This window comes from Pseudomonadota bacterium (assembly GCA_016195085.1).
Classification (GTDB): domain Bacteria; phylum Pseudomonadota; class Alphaproteobacteria; order SHVZ01; family SHVZ01; genus JACQAG01.
Genome location: JACQAG010000026.1, coordinates 128,756 through 144,604, shown reverse-complemented (window position 1 = coordinate 144,604; position 15,849 = coordinate 128,756). Strand labels below are relative to the sequence as shown.

The following is a 15,849-nucleotide window of genomic DNA, read 5'->3' as shown; positions in this document are numbered from 1 at the left end:
CGGCCATCGCCATCGGCCCAGCATCTCCATGCCGCTGCGGCACGGGGGCAGGGAATGGAGCGACGGCCGAACTTCCTGATCATCCAAGCCGACCAATTGACCGCGCGGGCGCTCGCCGCCTATGGCAACCGCATCGTCAAGGCGCCCAACATCGACCGCTTGGCTCGGAACGGCGTGGTGTTCGAGCGGGCCTATTGCAACTATCCGCTGTGCGCGCCCTCGCGATTTTCGATGCTCGCAGGACGGCTCGCCTCGCGCATCGGCGCCTATGACAATGGCGCCGAGTTCCCGGCCTCGGTGCCGACCTTCGCCCACTATTTGCGCATCCTCGGCTATCAGACCTGCCTTGCCGGCAAGATGCACTTCATCGGGCCGGATCAGCTGCATGGGTTCGAGGAACGACTGACGACCGACATCTACCCGTCCGACTTCAACTGGACGGCAAATTGGGACGACGCGTCGTCGGATAGCACCGGCGGCCGGCTGCTGGCGGCGGCGGGTGAGGCTCAAGGCGTGCGCGCCGCCGGAATCTACGAGCGCACGGTGCAGCTCGACTTCGATGACGAGGTGGCATTCCGGGCCGTCCGCAAGATCCACGATCACGCCCGCGGCGACGATCAGAGGCCTTTCTGTCTGTTCGTGTCGTTCACCCACCCCCACGATCCCTTCGCCATCCCGCGGCGTTATTGGGACCGCTATCGCCATGAGGATATCGACCTGCCGAAAGTGCCGGCCTTGGCGCGCGACCGGCTCGACCCGCATTCGCAACGGCTCTACGACCATATCGCCGTGGCCGCTGCCGGCCTGACCGAGGCGCAGGTGAAGCTGGCGCGTCACGCTTATTACGGCGCCATCAGCTATATCGACGACCGGATCGGCGACTTGCTGACGGCGCTCGACACGGCCGGTCTATCTCAAGAAACCGTCGTCGTCTTCCTGTCGGACCACGGCGAGGCTCTGGGGGAGCGCGGTCTGTGGTTCAAGCGATCCTTCTTCGAGCCGGCGATGCGCATTCCTCTCATCTTCAACGCGCCGCAGCGGTTCGCCGCGCGCCGGTGCAACCGAACGGTATCGCTCGTCGATCTGTTCCCCACGCTCATCGATCTGGCCGATCCGCAATCCAATAACGGCGCCATCGCAACGGGCACCGATGGACACAGCCTGCGAGCGCTGCTCCTCGGCCAGACGCACGCCTGGCCCAACCTTGCCTTCGCCGAGATGACCTGCGAGGGCACCTCGGCGCCCTGCCTGATGGTGGTCGAGGGCTCACTCAAATACATTCATTGCGAAACCGACCCGCCGCTCCTCTATGACCTCGACGCCGACCCGTTCGAGCGAGAGAATCTGGCCGGGCACCCGGCCCATGCGGAGAGCCTCCGTCAGCTCCATGACCGGCTCGAACGGACATGGAACGTGGCGGCACTGACGCAGGCTGTGGTCGATAGCCAACGCCGACGACGGATCGTCGACCGGGCCAATGCGGTCGGGACGGTCACGACGTGGGACTACGCCGGGCGCGCGCCGTCGCATGACCGTTATTTTCGCCCCAGTCCGGTTAATCCCAGCGCCTCCAACTACAACGACGATTTCCAGGTGCGGCTGCGCCCGGATACGGCGCGGCCGGCGCGACGGACCTACCCGCCATGAACCGCTTCGACACCCACCACCAGGGGAGCGACCGATGAGTGAAAGCCACGCTGCGGCCGTTGGAGGTTCTGTCCGCTTGCTCGGCGTCCTGCTGCTCGCTCTCGCCGCTCCGCTCGGCGCATGGGCGCAGAGCCCGCAAAAGACCCTGAAGATCGTGCCGCTCAACGACCTCCGCGTCATCGATCCCCACATCAACGCCAATCCCGTCCTCAGGCTGCATGCGCTGGCCGTCTATGACACGCTGATGGCCTGGGACAGCGAGCTCAAGATCAAGCCGCAGATGGTCGAGACCTACGAGGTGTCGGCCGACAAGATCACTTATTCCTTCGTTCTCAGGCCCGGCCTGAAATTCCAAGACGGCCAGACCGTCACCAGCAGGGACATCGTGCCCTCGATGCGCCGCTGGCTCGCACGCGATACCTTCGGCACCAAGATGTCGAAATTCGTCGCCGCCATCGAGGCGACCGGCGAGCGCACATTCAAGATCGTGCTGAACGAGCCCTTCGCCTATGTGGAGTTCGCGCTGGGATCGGCGGCCGGCATGATTCCGGTGGTCATGCGCGAGCAGGACACCAAGATCGACCCCGCCGTCGGCCTGACCGAAGCCATCGGCTCCGGTCCGTTCGTCTTCCAGCGCTCCGAGTGGTCGCCCGGGGCCAAGATCGTCTATACGCGCAACCCCGCTTATGTGCCGCGCAACGAGCCACCCGATGGCCACACCGGCGGCAAGGTGGTGAAGATCGATCGCCTCGAGCTCGTGGTCATTCCCGACGCCAATACCGCGGCCGCCGCGGTCGCTGCCGGCGAGATCGATTTCTGGGACGGTGCGCCGATCGACCTCCTGCCGGTCCTGGCCAAGAGCAAGGACGTTGCGATCGAACGCCTGCAGCCTTGGGGCAATTTCGCCGGTGTCAGACCCAATGCGCTGTTTCCGCCGTTCAACAATCCGAAGGCCCGCCAGGCGCTCGCGCTCGCCTTCGACCAGGCCGACTTCATGCGGGCGGCGATCGGCGACGAGAAATGGTGGAAGCCTTGCTACGCCTTCTATCTCTGCGGCGGTCCATTCGGGACCGAGGTGGGATCGGAGGCTTATCGCAAGCCCGACCTCGACAAGGCGCGCCAGCTCCTCGCCGAGTCCGGCTACAAAGGCGAGAAGGTCGTGCTGATGTCGACGCCGGAGATCTCCGTCATCAGCGCGATGGGACAGGTGGCCCAGCAGCGCATGCAGGCCATCGGCATGAACGTCGATCTACAGCTCAACGACTTCGCGACCATCCTCGTCCGCCAGACGAAAAAGGATGCGCCTGGTCCGGGCTCGCCCGGATGGAACGTGCTGGTCACCTACTTCAACGGCGTGGTCAACCACCACCCCCTCACCAATATCGCCACCAACATGGCCTGCGACGGCAGCAACTGGGCCGGCTGGCCTTGCGACGAGGAGGCGGAGCGCCTGCGCGACCGGCTGGTGCGCGCGAGCGAACCGGAGGCGCGCAAGGCGGCGCTCGAAGCATTCCAGCGGCGGCTCTGGGAGACCATACCGCTGGTGCTGGCCGGGCAGTTCGAGCAGCCGGCGGTCTGGCGCCGCAACGTGACCGGCCTGGTCAAGGCGAGCACGCCCGTGTTCTGGAACGTGACCAAGAACTAACGGCGTGGTTTGTCTCGGCGCGGCGCCCCGCTTGTGGCAATCAAATATATTTTGAAACTGACAAATAGTTTATGAAACAAACAAATAGTTTTTGAAACAGCTCTGGATCATCTGAGCCAGGGCACCGCAATTGAGGGACTGAAATAAAATTTTAAACTGCCATCAACGAAAAACAGTGGCATAGGGGCGCTGCGCTCGCCCGGGTAGGGGTGCCCCTGCTCCCGGTACAGGCTCGGTCAAAATCTGCACTTCGACCTCGTAGCTGTTAGTCGGCAAGCCAAATTGACCCCCGCGTATCATTGCCAATTAAGATCTTGCCGTGCCAATCGGCGCCAAGTCCCCACGCCGATCCACAGCCAGGTTCTTACTCCGCCTTTCGATGCGTACACCGACCTTCTGCTTTCCTCTCTAACGGAAATGGAAATCGGCTGGTTGGAAAAGGCGATCAGTGGAAGACGGATGGGAAGCGCAAGGAATTGAAGTGCGTCCTTTGCTCATGCAAAGCAGCGGCGCCGATGAAGAAGTCATCTGAAGCTGAGAGCGTCTCGAGTGATCACACTGCTACAGCCGCACATTGTCCTCGCGCTGGGTCATAATGAGCCAGCTGTGATCTTGGGCATGGCCGCCTCAGTGGACGGGTTTTAATTCGAGAGGGAGGCTGGCAAGGCCGCGGAGCGTGTTGTTGTAAGCGCGCCGAGGCTCGCCGGTGATCTCGATCGAACTCACTTTGCGAGCCATCGCCGAAAGGAGAAACTCGCCCTCCAGCCGGGCAAACAGTTGGCCCACGCACATATGTACGCCCGACCCGAAGCCGACATGGCCGCTCACCTTGCGCTCGATGTCGTAGACATCCGGATTCTCCCAGCGGCGCGGGTCTCTGTTCGCCGCACCGAGGAACATCAGCACTTTCTGGCCTTCGCCGATCTCCGCGCTCCCCACTCGAACAGCGCGGGTGGTTGTGCGGAAGAACGTCTGAACCGGACTCTCGAACCGGATTGCCTCCTCGAAGGCGGCTCGTGCCAGCCCCGGATTTGCTCGAAGCTTCAGCCACTCGCTCGGGAAGCGGGCGAGACAGTAGATGGCGCCGCCGATTGCGCTGACGGTCGTGTCGAGACCAGCGGAGAGGAGGGAGCGCACAAGCAGCGCCGCCTCCTCCGAGGTGATCTCGCCCGAATCGACGGCGGCATGCACTTGAGCTCCAAGGCCGCCGGGAGCCAGATTCTCTCGTTTGCAGTGCTCGGTCACCCACGCGATGTGCGCGGCCGCGCGTTCCATCGCGAGCTGGAGAAGGTTGTTCTGTGGACCGAAGGCGTTGAACGCAACCCTTGCATACGGAAGCAGATGGTCGCGACCCTCCGTGGGCAGCCCGACCGCGTCTGGAAATACCGAAAGAGGGAAGGCCTCAGCCAGATCCTCGATGCCGTCGAACCGACCACGGGCGAGCAGTGCGTCCACTTTGCGCTCCGCGGCCGCCGCGAAGCCTTCGCGAAGACCCCGCATCGCGGTGGGCGATAGGACCCGATTGAGAGCCGCCCGATACTTGTCGTGGGTCGGCGGATCCGTCTCGAGCACCAGGCTCGGTGGCCGCCAAGGCATCTCCTTTGCGAAGTTGCTGATTCCGACTCCACGGCTGGAAGAGAACATCCGCCAGTTGTTGAGAGTCTCGTGCACTTCTTTGTAGCGGGCCAGGCCGTACACGCCATAGCGGCTGAGATATGCGACCGGTCCAAGCTCCCTGAGATCGGCGTGGAATTTATGTGGATTCTCGAAGAAATCGATGGAAAACGGGTCGACGTCGGAGATCGGAATGCCTTCTGGAGGAGTGACGCCGTGCGCAAAGCTGGTGGTCATCGCTTGGACCTCCTATGAATTGTCGAGCGCAAGACCGATGTGCTTGTCGAGAAGATCGGGGCGCCCTTTCAGGTCTGCCGCATGCCCTTCGAGCACGATGGCACCCTGGTCGAGCACGAGCACGCGATCGGCAAATTCGAGGGCGAGCGCCGTATGCTGCTCGACCAGGACGATCGTGTGGCCGCGGCTCGCGGCGAGCGTCTCGAAGGTATCCATCAGCATGTCGCGGATGACCGGCGCCAAGCCCTCCAGAGGCTCGTCCAGCAGCAGGACGTCCGGCGCACCTATGAGGGTTCGAGCAATCGACAGCATTTGCTGCTCTCCGCCGGAGAGCAACGTGCCACCGATTGCCCGCCTCGCCTTGAGAGGCGGAAACAGCTCATAAGCCTGGTCAATCAAGGCTCCATTGCGCGCACCCGCCAGGAGGTTTTCCTCGACCGTGAGGGAGGTAAATATATCCCGCGTCTGCGGCACCAGACCGAGCCCGGCGCGCGCGCGTTGGTAGGGCGGTAGTCTCCCGATCTCGCGACCTTTGAATTCGATCGTACCCCGATGGAGCCGCGTCAAGCCCATGACCGTCGACAGGGTTGTCGTCTTCCCGACGCCGTTGCGGCCGAGGATCGCCAGCCGCTCCCCTCTGTTGACATCGAAGCTGATCCCTTGCAACACATGCGTCTCGCCATAACCTGCGACTACGTTCTTCAGTCGCAAGATGGGTTCAGCCATGCCGAGCTCCGAGATAGAGCTCGCGGACGCTCGCGTTGCGGCTGATCTCTTCTGGCGTACCTTCGACCAGAATGGCGCCAGCCACGAGAACGATAATCCGATGCGACACCTCGAACACGAGCTTCATGTCATGTTCGATGATGAGCACTGACAAGGAGGCGGGCAGGCGCTTGATCACGCTCACGATGAGGTGGCTTTCCCCTGAGGGAACGCCGGCCGCCGGCTCATCCAGAATCAGAACCCGCGGGCGCAGCGCCAGCGCGAGCGCCATGTCGATCAAGCGCTGCTGACCATAGGCCAGGTCCGCAACGCGTCTGTCCGCCATCGGCAGGAGATTGAATTGTGCAAGATTCTCCTCGATCTCTTCCTCGATCGCCGGAACGGCGCAACTGTGCGTCACGAAGTTTCCGGTGCGGCCCTCGCGCTCGAGAAGCGAGATCCGCAGATTCTCGCGGACCGTCAGGTCCTTGAACAGGTTCGTGATCTGGAAGGTCTTGGCGATGCCGGCTTTGGCGCGCTCAGCCTGTGAGAGCGCCCCAATGTCCGCTCCATCGAGCGTGATGCGTCCACTGGATGGCTTGAGCGTTCCGGTGATCAGATTGGCGAAGGTGGTCTTGCCGGCTCCGTTGGGCCCGATCAACGCCGTCCGCGAGCCGGGCGGCAGCTCGAGCGTAAGCGAACGCGCGACCGCGATGCCGCCGAAGCTTTTCGACAGCGATTCAACCCGGAGCCCCGTCATGACGATCCCCTGGCCAACCTGATCAGGCGGATCGGCACCGACAGGAGCCCTTCGGGGGCGAAGAACACAACGGTGAGAAGCAGCACGCCGATCACGAACAGCCAGTTGAACGGATCGATCGCGGCAGCGACGTGCTGGATCACCGCGAAGATGAGTGTGCCCAGAATGGCGCCATAGAGACGCCCCGAGCCGCCGAGGATCAGCATCACCATGATCTCGGCGGAGAGAGAGAAGCTGTAGGATTCGATGCTGACGAGCGCGGTAATCTGCGCCGACAAAGCACCGGCAATCCCCGCAACTGCGCCCGCGATCACATAGGCGCTGACGAGGCGCCGGTAGACGGGTGTCCCGATCGCGCGCATTCGCGTAGGGCTATTCTTGATCCCGCGCAGCGCCAGGCCGAATGCGGAGTTGACGGTCGTCTGAAGGCTGAGGGTGACGATGAGGAGTACCGCGCACGCGTACCAGAAGCCGGTTCGGCCCGGCAGGTCGAACTCGAACATGCCGAGCACCGGGCCCATCGTGATCCCGGTCAGCCCATCCGCACCTCCGGTGACGGAGCGGACCTTCGAGGCAAGGTCCTGAAGCACCGCCGCTACCGCAATGGACAGCATGAGGAACGCAAGCCCGTGCGTCCTCAGCAGGAGCAATCCCGAGGCCCAAGCCGCGAGAGCTCCCGCGGCTCCGCCCGCGAAGAGCCCGAGGACCGGCTCTTGCGTCACATGAATGGCAAACAGGCCTGCCGCATAGGCGCCCGTGCCGTACATGGCGGCGTGCCCCAACGACGCTATGCCCGCGTAGCCCAAGATCAGGTCCAAAGAGAGGACCAGGATCATCATGATCAGGGTCCGCGTGAGAAAGCCGAGGTCGTAGGGAAAGCAAATGAATGCAAGCGCGGCGCCGAGGAGGATCACCAGCTCCGGCGTGAAGCGATAGGTCGATCGCTTCCAAGCCCTCGCGCTGATCACAGGAGCCTGGAGCATGTCACGCTCTTCCAAGGAGCCCTCTTGGACGAGCGGACAGAAGCAGCATGACCGCCAGGAAGAAGACGATCGTTCCGAACTCCGAGAGCAAATATCGCGAGCCCGTATCAAGGATACCCAATCCCATCGCCGCCGCGAACGAGCCGGTGATGGTGCCAAGCCCACCAACCGCAACCACGGTGAGGAACAGAACCATGTAGCGGAGCGGATAATAGGCCTCGAGCGGAAGCAGCTCGGCTCCGAGCATGCCGCCCAGGGCGGCAAGACCGGCCCCAAGAGCGAAGGTCACAGCATAGATCTTCGAGGTGTTGATCCCGAGAGCGGCCGCTGTGGCGTGATTATCCACCGATGCGCGCAGATAGATCCCGAAGCGGGTCCTTTCGATGAGCCAATAGAGAAACACCAGGACCATCGCGCCCGCGCCGATGACGATCAGCCTATGCATTGGCAGTGTCTTGAACCCCAATGTAACGGAGCCGGTCATGAAGGACGGTGGCCGAATGGGCAGCAGCGTCGAGCCAAGGAAAAAATTGACAATGGCAATGATGATGAACGTGACGCCGATGGTTGCGAGCACCTGCCCGAGCTCTCCGAGGCGGTAGATCGGGCGATAGACAATCCGTTCGAGAGCAAACGAAATCAGCACCGCGGTCATGATCGATAAGATCGCGGCAGGAACGAAATCGATGCCGAGGCGGACCGTCAGCGCGTGCGCGATGGCACCGCCGATGAGCGCAAAGCCACCATGCGCTAGATTCATGATCCGCATGAGCCCCATCGTGACGGAGAGTCCGACGGAGATCATGAACAGGATCATCCCATAGGCGACACCATCGATGATGATGCTGAGCGCAACCAACATCGATCAATCCGAGGGACCAGACGCGCGGTGCAGGTCACGCTCCCGGCTCTCGGGCAAAGGGCTGCCACCCCGAAGCCGAGTGGCCATCGCTAGGGATTGAACCCGAGGTCCGGTACCTGTTGGACCGTGTCGAATTCCTTGTTTATGAGCCGACCCTGCGGGTCCTTCTCGACACGCCGGATGTACACGTTCTGGACGACGTGGCGGGTCTCCGGATCGAGCTTGACCGGTCCGCGGGGGCTCTCCCACGCCAGGCCCTTCGCCGCTTCGATCGCCTTCACGCCGTCGCCCTTGGCGGCCTTGATCATCTGGTAAATCAGATGGACGCCATCGTAGGCCCCGACCGACGCGAGATTGGCTCTTGAGCTCGGAAACATCTGCTTCAACTTTGCCGTGAAGGCCGTGTTCAAGTCGGACTCGTGCGCGTCCGAGTAGTGATAGGCCGTGACGAGACCGGTGGCCTGGTCACCGAGCGCATCGATGGTCGTCTCGTCGGTCTCGCCGGTACCATAGAAGCGGATTCCCGCCTGCTTCAGGCCGCCTTCGTTGTAGGCCTTGGTGAAGGCGAAGGTCGCAGGACCCGCCGGCAGGAAGGCAAACACGCCGTCGGACCCGGAGTCCTTGATGCGCTGCATGAACGGCGCGAAATCGGTGGTCTGGAGCGGCATGCGGATCTTGCTGACGATCTTGCCGCCTTTCTTTTCGAAAGCGCTGGCGAATGCGGTCTCGGCATCGACGCCGGGATTGTAGTCGGTGACAGCCGTTATGACGGTCTTGGCACCGTTTGCCGCAGCCCAGTTGGCCATCGGGACCGACACCTGCCAGAGCGTGAAGCTTGTACGCAGGAAGAAATTGGACTGCTTATTGATCGACGACGTCGCCGCGTTGAAGATGACGGCCGGAACCTTTGCTTGGGTGATCAGCGGAGCGACGGCAAGCGCATTGGGGGTGAAGTCGAAGCCGCCGAGGTATTTGACTTGATCGCGCACCAGAAGGTCCTGTGCGGCGGCCTTGCTCGCGTCCGCATTCGGCCCGGCGACATCCTTGTAGATGAACTCGATCTTGTCGCCGTTGATCGAGTCGCCGTGCTCTGCGACGTAGACCTCCGTCGCCTCCTTGAACTGCTTGCCCCAGATCGCGTTCGGCCCGGAGAAGGTCGCGATGATGCCGACCCTGATCGTTTCGGCGGAGGACGGGCACGTAACCAGCGCGGCGAGGAGCCCTGCGATCACACTCGCCATCTGAAGTGGCTTCATCCGATTCCTCCCTGGTAAACGCGGCTTTCCGGTGCGACCCGTTCTTAATCGAAATAGTACGGTAACCAGACTAACTGTCAATACGGGACGGGGATGCAACATCCTTAGGGTCGTCGCAGAAGGCGCCATCGTTCCGCACAGAATATGCGCGGGAGGGCTGATCGATGGTGCCGCACGCCAAAAAGCTTTGCGACGAGATAGTCAGGAATAAGGACAATATATCGACCGGAGACGAAGCGGCGAGACTAGCGAATTGCCGCCTTCTTCATCTCCTGGACGGACCTTGCATACGGCACCGAGGCCACTGTTGCCCGGATCTTCACCTGTTCGTGCCGCTCCACATGGGGCTTGCGCGACCCGCCATTCGGCTCGCCCCATGTCAGTACGATGGGCGTGCCCGGCTGTGCATGGGTCTCGTTGATCATGGCGAGCGAAAGCATCTCGCCCTCGTTGTTCGAGTAGCCGCAGTGGCAGGAGAGGCCAACCAGTTCGCCGCCGGGAGTCGTCACCTCGTCGAAATGCGGCCACCCATAATAGGCGACGGGGAAATCGAGGGCCTTGTAGCGCGGGCCGCCACCGAATTGGGACGCGAAAATCTTCAGCACGTCCTTCCGGTTCCAGACCAGCGTGACCTTGGCGCGGCGCGCACCATTTGCCATGGTCTCCAACGCCGTGCGCCCGATGAAGTCGTGATCGAATTTCAAAATGTGACCGTAGCCCAGATCCCAGGGTGTGACGTAATAGTCCTCGATGTTCGGCGAATAGAAACTGCCACCCAACTGCGCATTGGCCTCCCAGCCGGCGCTTGGCAGCCATCTTCGGTAATCGCCGAGTTCGTCTCCGGTATAGATGCCGGGCAGAGGGTATGGCATCCACCCGAACTCGAAAATGGTGCTGAAGTAGGTTTTGGTCCCACTCGCCTTCAATCCATGCTTCCGGCCCACCTCGAGCAGGTGGGAGCGCACCAGCTCCATCTCCTCATAGGGTCCGGAGAGTTCGGCGCCGAGGTGTCCGGCCATGCCATGCCTGAGCACGAGGAGTTCGTGGCCGGCGATCTTCACACGCGCGGTGCGGAAGAACGGAATCTCCGGGACGCTTCCTTCGACCGCCTCATGGAAGATCGCTCCCGCATTCGGCCCCTCAAGCTGGAAGCGGTATTTGATCCGCCTGCCTTTCGGGTTGTACGGGGTTGGATCGTCCCGCTCGATCGCGACATCATAGCCACCGGTCTCGGCGTGATAATTGATCCAATTGAGCACCGGCATGCCGCTGACCAGCTCAAAGCTGTCGGCTCCGAGACAGTAAGCGACACAGTCGCCGACCACGTGCCCCCGGGGCGTGCACGCGATGAACTGCTTTGCTCGATCGGGTGCGAAATTCTTGAACGTGTTGATTCCCAACCGAGTGAGGAGCCGCAGAGCATCGGGCCCTTTGAGAAAGAGCTCGGGCATATGATGGGACTGGTCGAACAGAATTGCCGTGTGGCGCCAGGCCCGCTGTTCGTCGCGCCAATTGGTGAACTCAGGCGGGATGAACGCCGCGGTCAGGCTGGTTCGGGCCTTGAAGTGAGGAGCCACCGTGTCGTTGTAGAAATAATCGACGAGATCCGGAGTCGCACCGATCAGATCCTCAAGTGACTTCAGCAGAGCGGCCATTCGGCGATTTCCTTCCTCAAGATGCGCCGAGCATATTAGATCGGTTACCTGACTATTATCGCTCGCCTATTCCCCGGTCAAGGTGCACTCGATATGGTTCGCCAAATTTATCTCGGACTCCAGATTGCGATTACGCCAGCCCGTCAACAGCGGACGTCGAACATGAAGAACGCTTGGCGCCTCAATAACATCGGGCGACGCATGAACGAGGCTGTGCGAATATTCGAAGGGCGAATCATCGAGCTGTTGCGTGACGTGGGGCACGGTGAACTGACCGTCGCCCATATCAATCTGACGCGGAACCTCGATGAAGACGGAACGCGTCTGGTCGAATTGGCGAGACGGGCAGCGATGACGAAGCAGTCGATGAGCGAGCTGGTCGATCAGGTCGAGCGGACGGGTCTCATCGAGAAGAAGCCGGATCCATCGGATGGCCGGGCAAAGCTGGTTTGTTTTACGCTGAAGGGATTTGCCTGGCTGGAGGCCTTTCATAAAAGCCTGAACATCGCCGAGTCGGAAATGAGGCAGACGCTCGGAGATACGATGGTGACCCTGTTGATCGAGCAGCTCGCGACGTATGTCGAAGCCCATGACAGGGCCCGAGCGCCCGGCAATGGAGGGCGCCGGACCGCATTGACAAAATAGTCCGGTTTCCTTACCAATAATCGCAAGGTACAACTCAGAGAGATCTTGCCGGCATGCCTTCCACGAACGTCGACGTGGTGATCGTGGGGGGCGGGCCGTTTGGGCTGATGCTTGCCATTGAGCTCGGACGCAGAGGCATTCGCACCGAACTCTTCGACGAAAAGCAATCGACTGCATTCAATCCGCAGGCCAACGCCACCCAGGCCCGGACGATGGAATACTATCGCAGGCTGGGCATTGCGGATGAGATCAGGGAGTTGGGTCTCACCGCGGATTTCCCGACCGACATCGCGTACTTCACGCGCTATGCCAAACACGAGCTTGCGCGCTTCGGGCTTCCGTCCGCACGGGAAGCACGCGACCGGGTCAGAGGCCTCTCGGGCTCGTGGAGCGCGGCGGAGCTCCCGCACCGGGTGTCGCAAAAATTTGTCGAGCACGTGCTCCTCCGCCACGCCAAAGCTCTCGAGACGGTGACTATCAACTTCGGATGGAGGCTCACCGGCTTCTCCGACGTCGGCGACAGCGTCATTGCCGAAGTCGAAGATGCAACGAATGGCAGGCGCAGGACGGTAAGCGGACGCTATCTCGCCGCCGGCGACGGCGCGCGCAGTTTCGTCCGGCGTCAGCTCGGCTTTCATTATGTCGGCGAGACCGGAGCGGTCCGCGACTTCTTCGGGGGTCGGATGCTGGCGCTGTATTTGCGCGCCCCGGAATTCTATCAGGTGGTGCCGCATCAGCCCGCCTGGATGAACGTGGCCTTCAATCAGGATCGTCGCGCCTTCATGTGCGCCGTCGACGGTAAGGGCGAGTTCGCATTCCACACGCAGCTGCGGGACGGCGAAGACGAGAACCGCATAAGCGATGCTGACGCGCTGAGCATGTTCCTGGCGGCGGTCGGCGCACCGGTCCGCACGGAGCTTCTGTCGCGTGGATCCTGGACAGCCGGTCACGCGCTCGTCGCCGATCGCTTCCAGAGCGGACGCGTCATGCTCGGCGGCGACGCCGTCCATCTGTTCACTCCTGCTGGAGGCCTTGGCTACAACACAGCCGTAGAGGATGCAGTCAATCTGGGTTGGAAGCTCGCATCGGTGGTGAAGGGCGTTGCGGACGAGAGACTGCTCGACACCTATGAGATCGAGCGGCGCCCGGTGGCCGTACGCAATACGGGATATGCACGCGCCTTCGCAGAGTCGCTCGGCTGCTTCGTCGCCAAGCCGGGGCTCGAAGGAGATGATGATCTGGGCCGTGAGCTGCGGCGCGAGGCTGGCGCCTATCTCGAGCGCCACGGAAAATCCGAGTTCAATATCCCGGGAGTGACGTTTGGGGCGCGTTACGATACGTCGACCATTATCGTGCCGGACGGTGCACCGATCCCTCCCGACAATGCCCATGTCTACCAGCCGACGGCGTCCCCGGGTGGCCGTGCGCCGCATTTATGGCTGGATGACGGGCGCTCGCTGTTCGATGCCTTCGGGTTCGACTGGACGCTGCTGCGGATCGGCGCTGATCCGCCATCAGGAGAGCGCTTGAAAACGGCGGCCCTCGCGGCGGGCATGCAGCTTGAAATCGTCCACGTCGAGTCCTCCAGACTGCGCGAGCTGTATGAGGCGCCGCTGGCGTTGATCAGGCCCGATCAGGTGGTCGCCTGGCGCGGCGAGAGCGATGTGAATGCCGATGCCGTGGTGGAAACGCTGCTCGGCAGGCATGTCCCCTGGCCTGAGCGGCGCGCCCGTTCGGTTGCCCACTGAGGCGCGCCTCATGCAGAAGGAAATCGCCATATGTGGAGGCTGCCACTGCCGGATGGGCGGCGACTGGTCATGAAGGACTTCGTCTACCAGGCGCTGTCGAGCCGCGTCGTCTTTGGCGCGGGAACCGTCGGCCGGGTGCGTGAGGAGAGTGAGCGCTTGGGGCTGAGCCGGGCGCTCGTCCTGTGCGGCCCGCATCATGAGACGCCGGCACGAGACATCATGCTCCGGCTGGGGGATCGGGCCGTACTTCTCTTTTCCGGCGCGGCCATGCACACGCCGGTCAGGGTAACGGAAGCGGCGCTGGCGCTCGCGCGCGATCTGAAAGTCGACGGGTTGGTGGCGATCGGTGGCGGATCGGCAATCGGTCTCGCCAAGGCCATCGCACTCAGGACCGATCTGCCGCAGCTCGCCATACCCACCACCTACGCCGGATCGGAGATGACGCCGATTCTAGGCGAGACCCGGGAGGGTGTGAAAACGACGCAGAGAAGCCCGAAGGTTCTGCCCGAAGCCGTCATCTATGACGTGAACCTTACCTGCACCTTGCCGACCGCTCTGTCGGCCGCATCCGGAATGAACGCGATCGCCCATGGTGCCGAAGCGCTGTATGCACAGGACTGCAATCCCGTGATCTCGCTCATGGCCGAGCAGGGGATCGCAGCGCTTGCCAGGGCATTGCCTCTGGTCGTGGAGAATGGGCGCGATCTGGCGGCGCGCTCGGAAGCTCTTTACGGCGCTTGGCTCTGCGGAACGTGCCTCGGAGCGGTCGGTATGGCTCTACACCATAAGCTCTGTCACACGCTGGGCGGCTCCTTTGACCTGCCGCACGCAGAAGCGCACACGATCATACTGCCGCACGCGCTCGCATACAATGCGTCGTGCGCCCCTGAGGCTATGGATCGGATCGCACGCGCGCTCGGCGCAACGGACGCGGCGCAGGGGATCTACGACTTGGCCAAGCGCCTCGATGCGAAGCTCGCCCTTCGCGACATTGGCATGCCTAGAGCTGGGATCGAACGCGTGGCGAATCTCGCCGTTACTCAACCTTACTGGAACCCGCGGCCAGTCGAACGCGAAGCCATACTTCAGCTGCTCCTCCGGGCGTGGTCCGGATCACGCCCGGAGGCCAGCGGACTGGCCCGGGGGAGCGTATCCGTTGAGGCGAGGCGCTGAGCCGCCGAGACTCGGCCGAGGGATGGAGACAGCGATGCGGAACTTCGATGAGTCGACGATTACCGATGCCGTCCTCCAACGTATCCAAGGCGCCGCGGATCCCCGCATTCGGCAGATCAGCGAGGCGCTGGTCCGCCATCTTCACGCATTCGTGCGCGAGGTGAGGCCGACGCAGCGTGAATGGACTGCCGGCATCGAGTTCCTGACGCGCACAGGTCAGATGTGCGACGAGAAACGTCAGGAGTTCATTCTCCTGTCCGACACCCTCGGCGTCTCGATGCTGGTCGATGCCATCAACAATGCGCTGTCCTCTGACGCCACCCAGACGACCGTGCTCGGTCCCTTCTACGTCCAAAATCCTCCCGAGTATCCGCTGGGCTCCGATATTTCGAGCGGCATGAAGGGCGCCCCGCTTTACGTATCTGCGACCGTTCGCGGTCTGGATAGCAAGCCGATCGCAGGGGCGGTCGTCGACGTATGGCACTCGGATCAGGACGGCTACTACGACGTGCAGCATTCGGAACCGAACCGGGGGCATGCCATGCGGGCGCGATTTCGAGCGGACGAGCACGGTGATGTTTGTTTTTGGACAATAAGGCCTGCTCCCTATCCGATCCCCCATGATGGTCCCGTCGGACGAATGCTGGGAGCTCAAGGTCGGCATCCATGGCGACCCGCGCATGTGCATTTCATGATCGAGGCCCCGGGGTATCACCCCTTGGTGACCCACGTGTTTGCCGCTGGCGATCAGTATCTCGACTCAGATGCTGTGTTTGGAGTGAAGGACTCGCTCATTCGCTCCTATCGCAGCTGCTCAGTAGGCGAAGCGCCCGACGGCAGCAAGGTCGATCGGCCCTATTTCCATCTCCAATACGACTTCACGCTCGACCGGGCACGCTGAGCGCAATCGGGTCTGGCG

Annotated in this window: 13 protein-coding genes; 6 read left to right on the top strand and 7 right to left on the bottom strand. The window is 62.4% G+C overall.

Annotation, left to right across the window (positions count from 1 at the left end; all coding sequences use genetic code 11):
• Positions 1-54: 54 nt before the first annotated feature.
• Positions 55-1,647: a choline-sulfatase gene (gene betC / locus HY058_08295; GenBank protein MBI3497291.1), complete on the top strand. Its 1,593-nt coding sequence runs from the start codon at positions 55-57 to the stop codon at positions 1,645-1,647.
• Positions 1,648-1,681: 34 nt separating this feature from the next.
• Entirely contained in the window at positions 1,682-3,292 is a 1,611-nt protein-coding gene (locus HY058_08290; GenBank protein MBI3497290.1) for an ABC transporter substrate-binding protein, read from the top strand.
• 627 nt (positions 3,293-3,919) lie between these two features.
• Here the strand turns inward: HY058_08290 and HY058_08285 are convergent.
• The 7 genes from HY058_08285 to HY058_08255 form a co-directional block, all read right to left on the bottom strand.
• Positions 3,920-5,143: a cytochrome P450 gene (locus tag HY058_08285; protein MBI3497289.1), complete on the bottom strand. Its 1,224-nt coding sequence runs from the start codon at positions 5,141-5,143 to the stop codon at positions 3,920-3,922.
• A 12-nt stretch (positions 5,144-5,155) separates the two neighbouring features.
• A complete protein-coding gene (locus tag HY058_08280; protein MBI3497288.1) occupies positions 5,156-5,869 on the bottom strand; it encodes an ABC transporter ATP-binding protein in 714 nt (237 codons plus the stop codon).
• Complete coding sequence (locus HY058_08275; protein ID MBI3497287.1) at positions 5,862-6,608, bottom strand: ABC transporter ATP-binding protein; 747 nt, start codon at positions 6,606-6,608, stop codon at positions 5,862-5,864. The genes HY058_08280 and HY058_08275 overlap by 8 nt, the downstream gene beginning before the upstream one ends.
• Positions 6,605-7,591: a branched-chain amino acid ABC transporter permease gene (locus HY058_08270; protein ID MBI3497286.1), complete on the bottom strand. Its 987-nt coding sequence runs from the start codon at positions 7,589-7,591 to the stop codon at positions 6,605-6,607. The genes HY058_08275 and HY058_08270 overlap by 4 nt, the downstream gene beginning before the upstream one ends.
• 1 nt (position 7,592) lies before the next feature.
• Positions 7,593-8,453 (bottom strand): branched-chain amino acid ABC transporter permease, encoded by an 861-nt coding sequence (locus HY058_08265; GenBank protein ID MBI3497285.1) that lies wholly within the window; start codon positions 8,451-8,453, stop codon positions 7,593-7,595.
• Between the two features lie 89 nt (positions 8,454-8,542).
• Entirely contained in the window at positions 8,543-9,709 is a 1,167-nt protein-coding gene (locus HY058_08260; GenBank protein MBI3497284.1) for an ABC transporter substrate-binding protein, read from the bottom strand.
• A gap of 245 nt (positions 9,710-9,954) precedes the next feature.
• Positions 9,955-11,364, bottom strand: coding sequence for an aminomethyl transferase family protein (locus HY058_08255; GenBank protein ID MBI3497283.1), 1,410 nt, complete (start codon positions 11,362-11,364; stop codon positions 9,955-9,957).
• Positions 11,365-11,565: 201 nt separating this feature from the next.
• Between HY058_08255 and HY058_08250 the strand changes: the two genes are divergently transcribed.
• From HY058_08250 to HY058_08235, 4 genes are all read left to right on the top strand, one after another.
• A complete protein-coding gene (locus HY058_08250) occupies positions 11,566-12,009 on the top strand; it encodes a MarR family transcriptional regulator (GenBank protein MBI3497282.1) in 444 nt (147 codons plus the stop codon).
• 53 nt (positions 12,010-12,062) lie between these two features.
• Entirely contained in the window at positions 12,063-13,757 is a 1,695-nt protein-coding gene (locus HY058_08245; protein ID MBI3497281.1) for an FAD-dependent oxidoreductase, read from the top strand.
• A 69-nt stretch (positions 13,758-13,826) separates the two neighbouring features.
• Positions 13,827-14,930, top strand: a complete 1,104-nt coding sequence (locus HY058_08240; protein MBI3497280.1) for a maleylacetate reductase — start codon at positions 13,827-13,829, stop codon at positions 14,928-14,930.
• 34 nt (positions 14,931-14,964) lie between these two features.
• Positions 14,965-15,831, top strand: coding sequence for an intradiol ring-cleavage dioxygenase (locus tag HY058_08235; GenBank protein ID MBI3497279.1), 867 nt, complete (start codon positions 14,965-14,967; stop codon positions 15,829-15,831).
• Positions 15,832-15,849 lie beyond the last annotated feature (18 nt).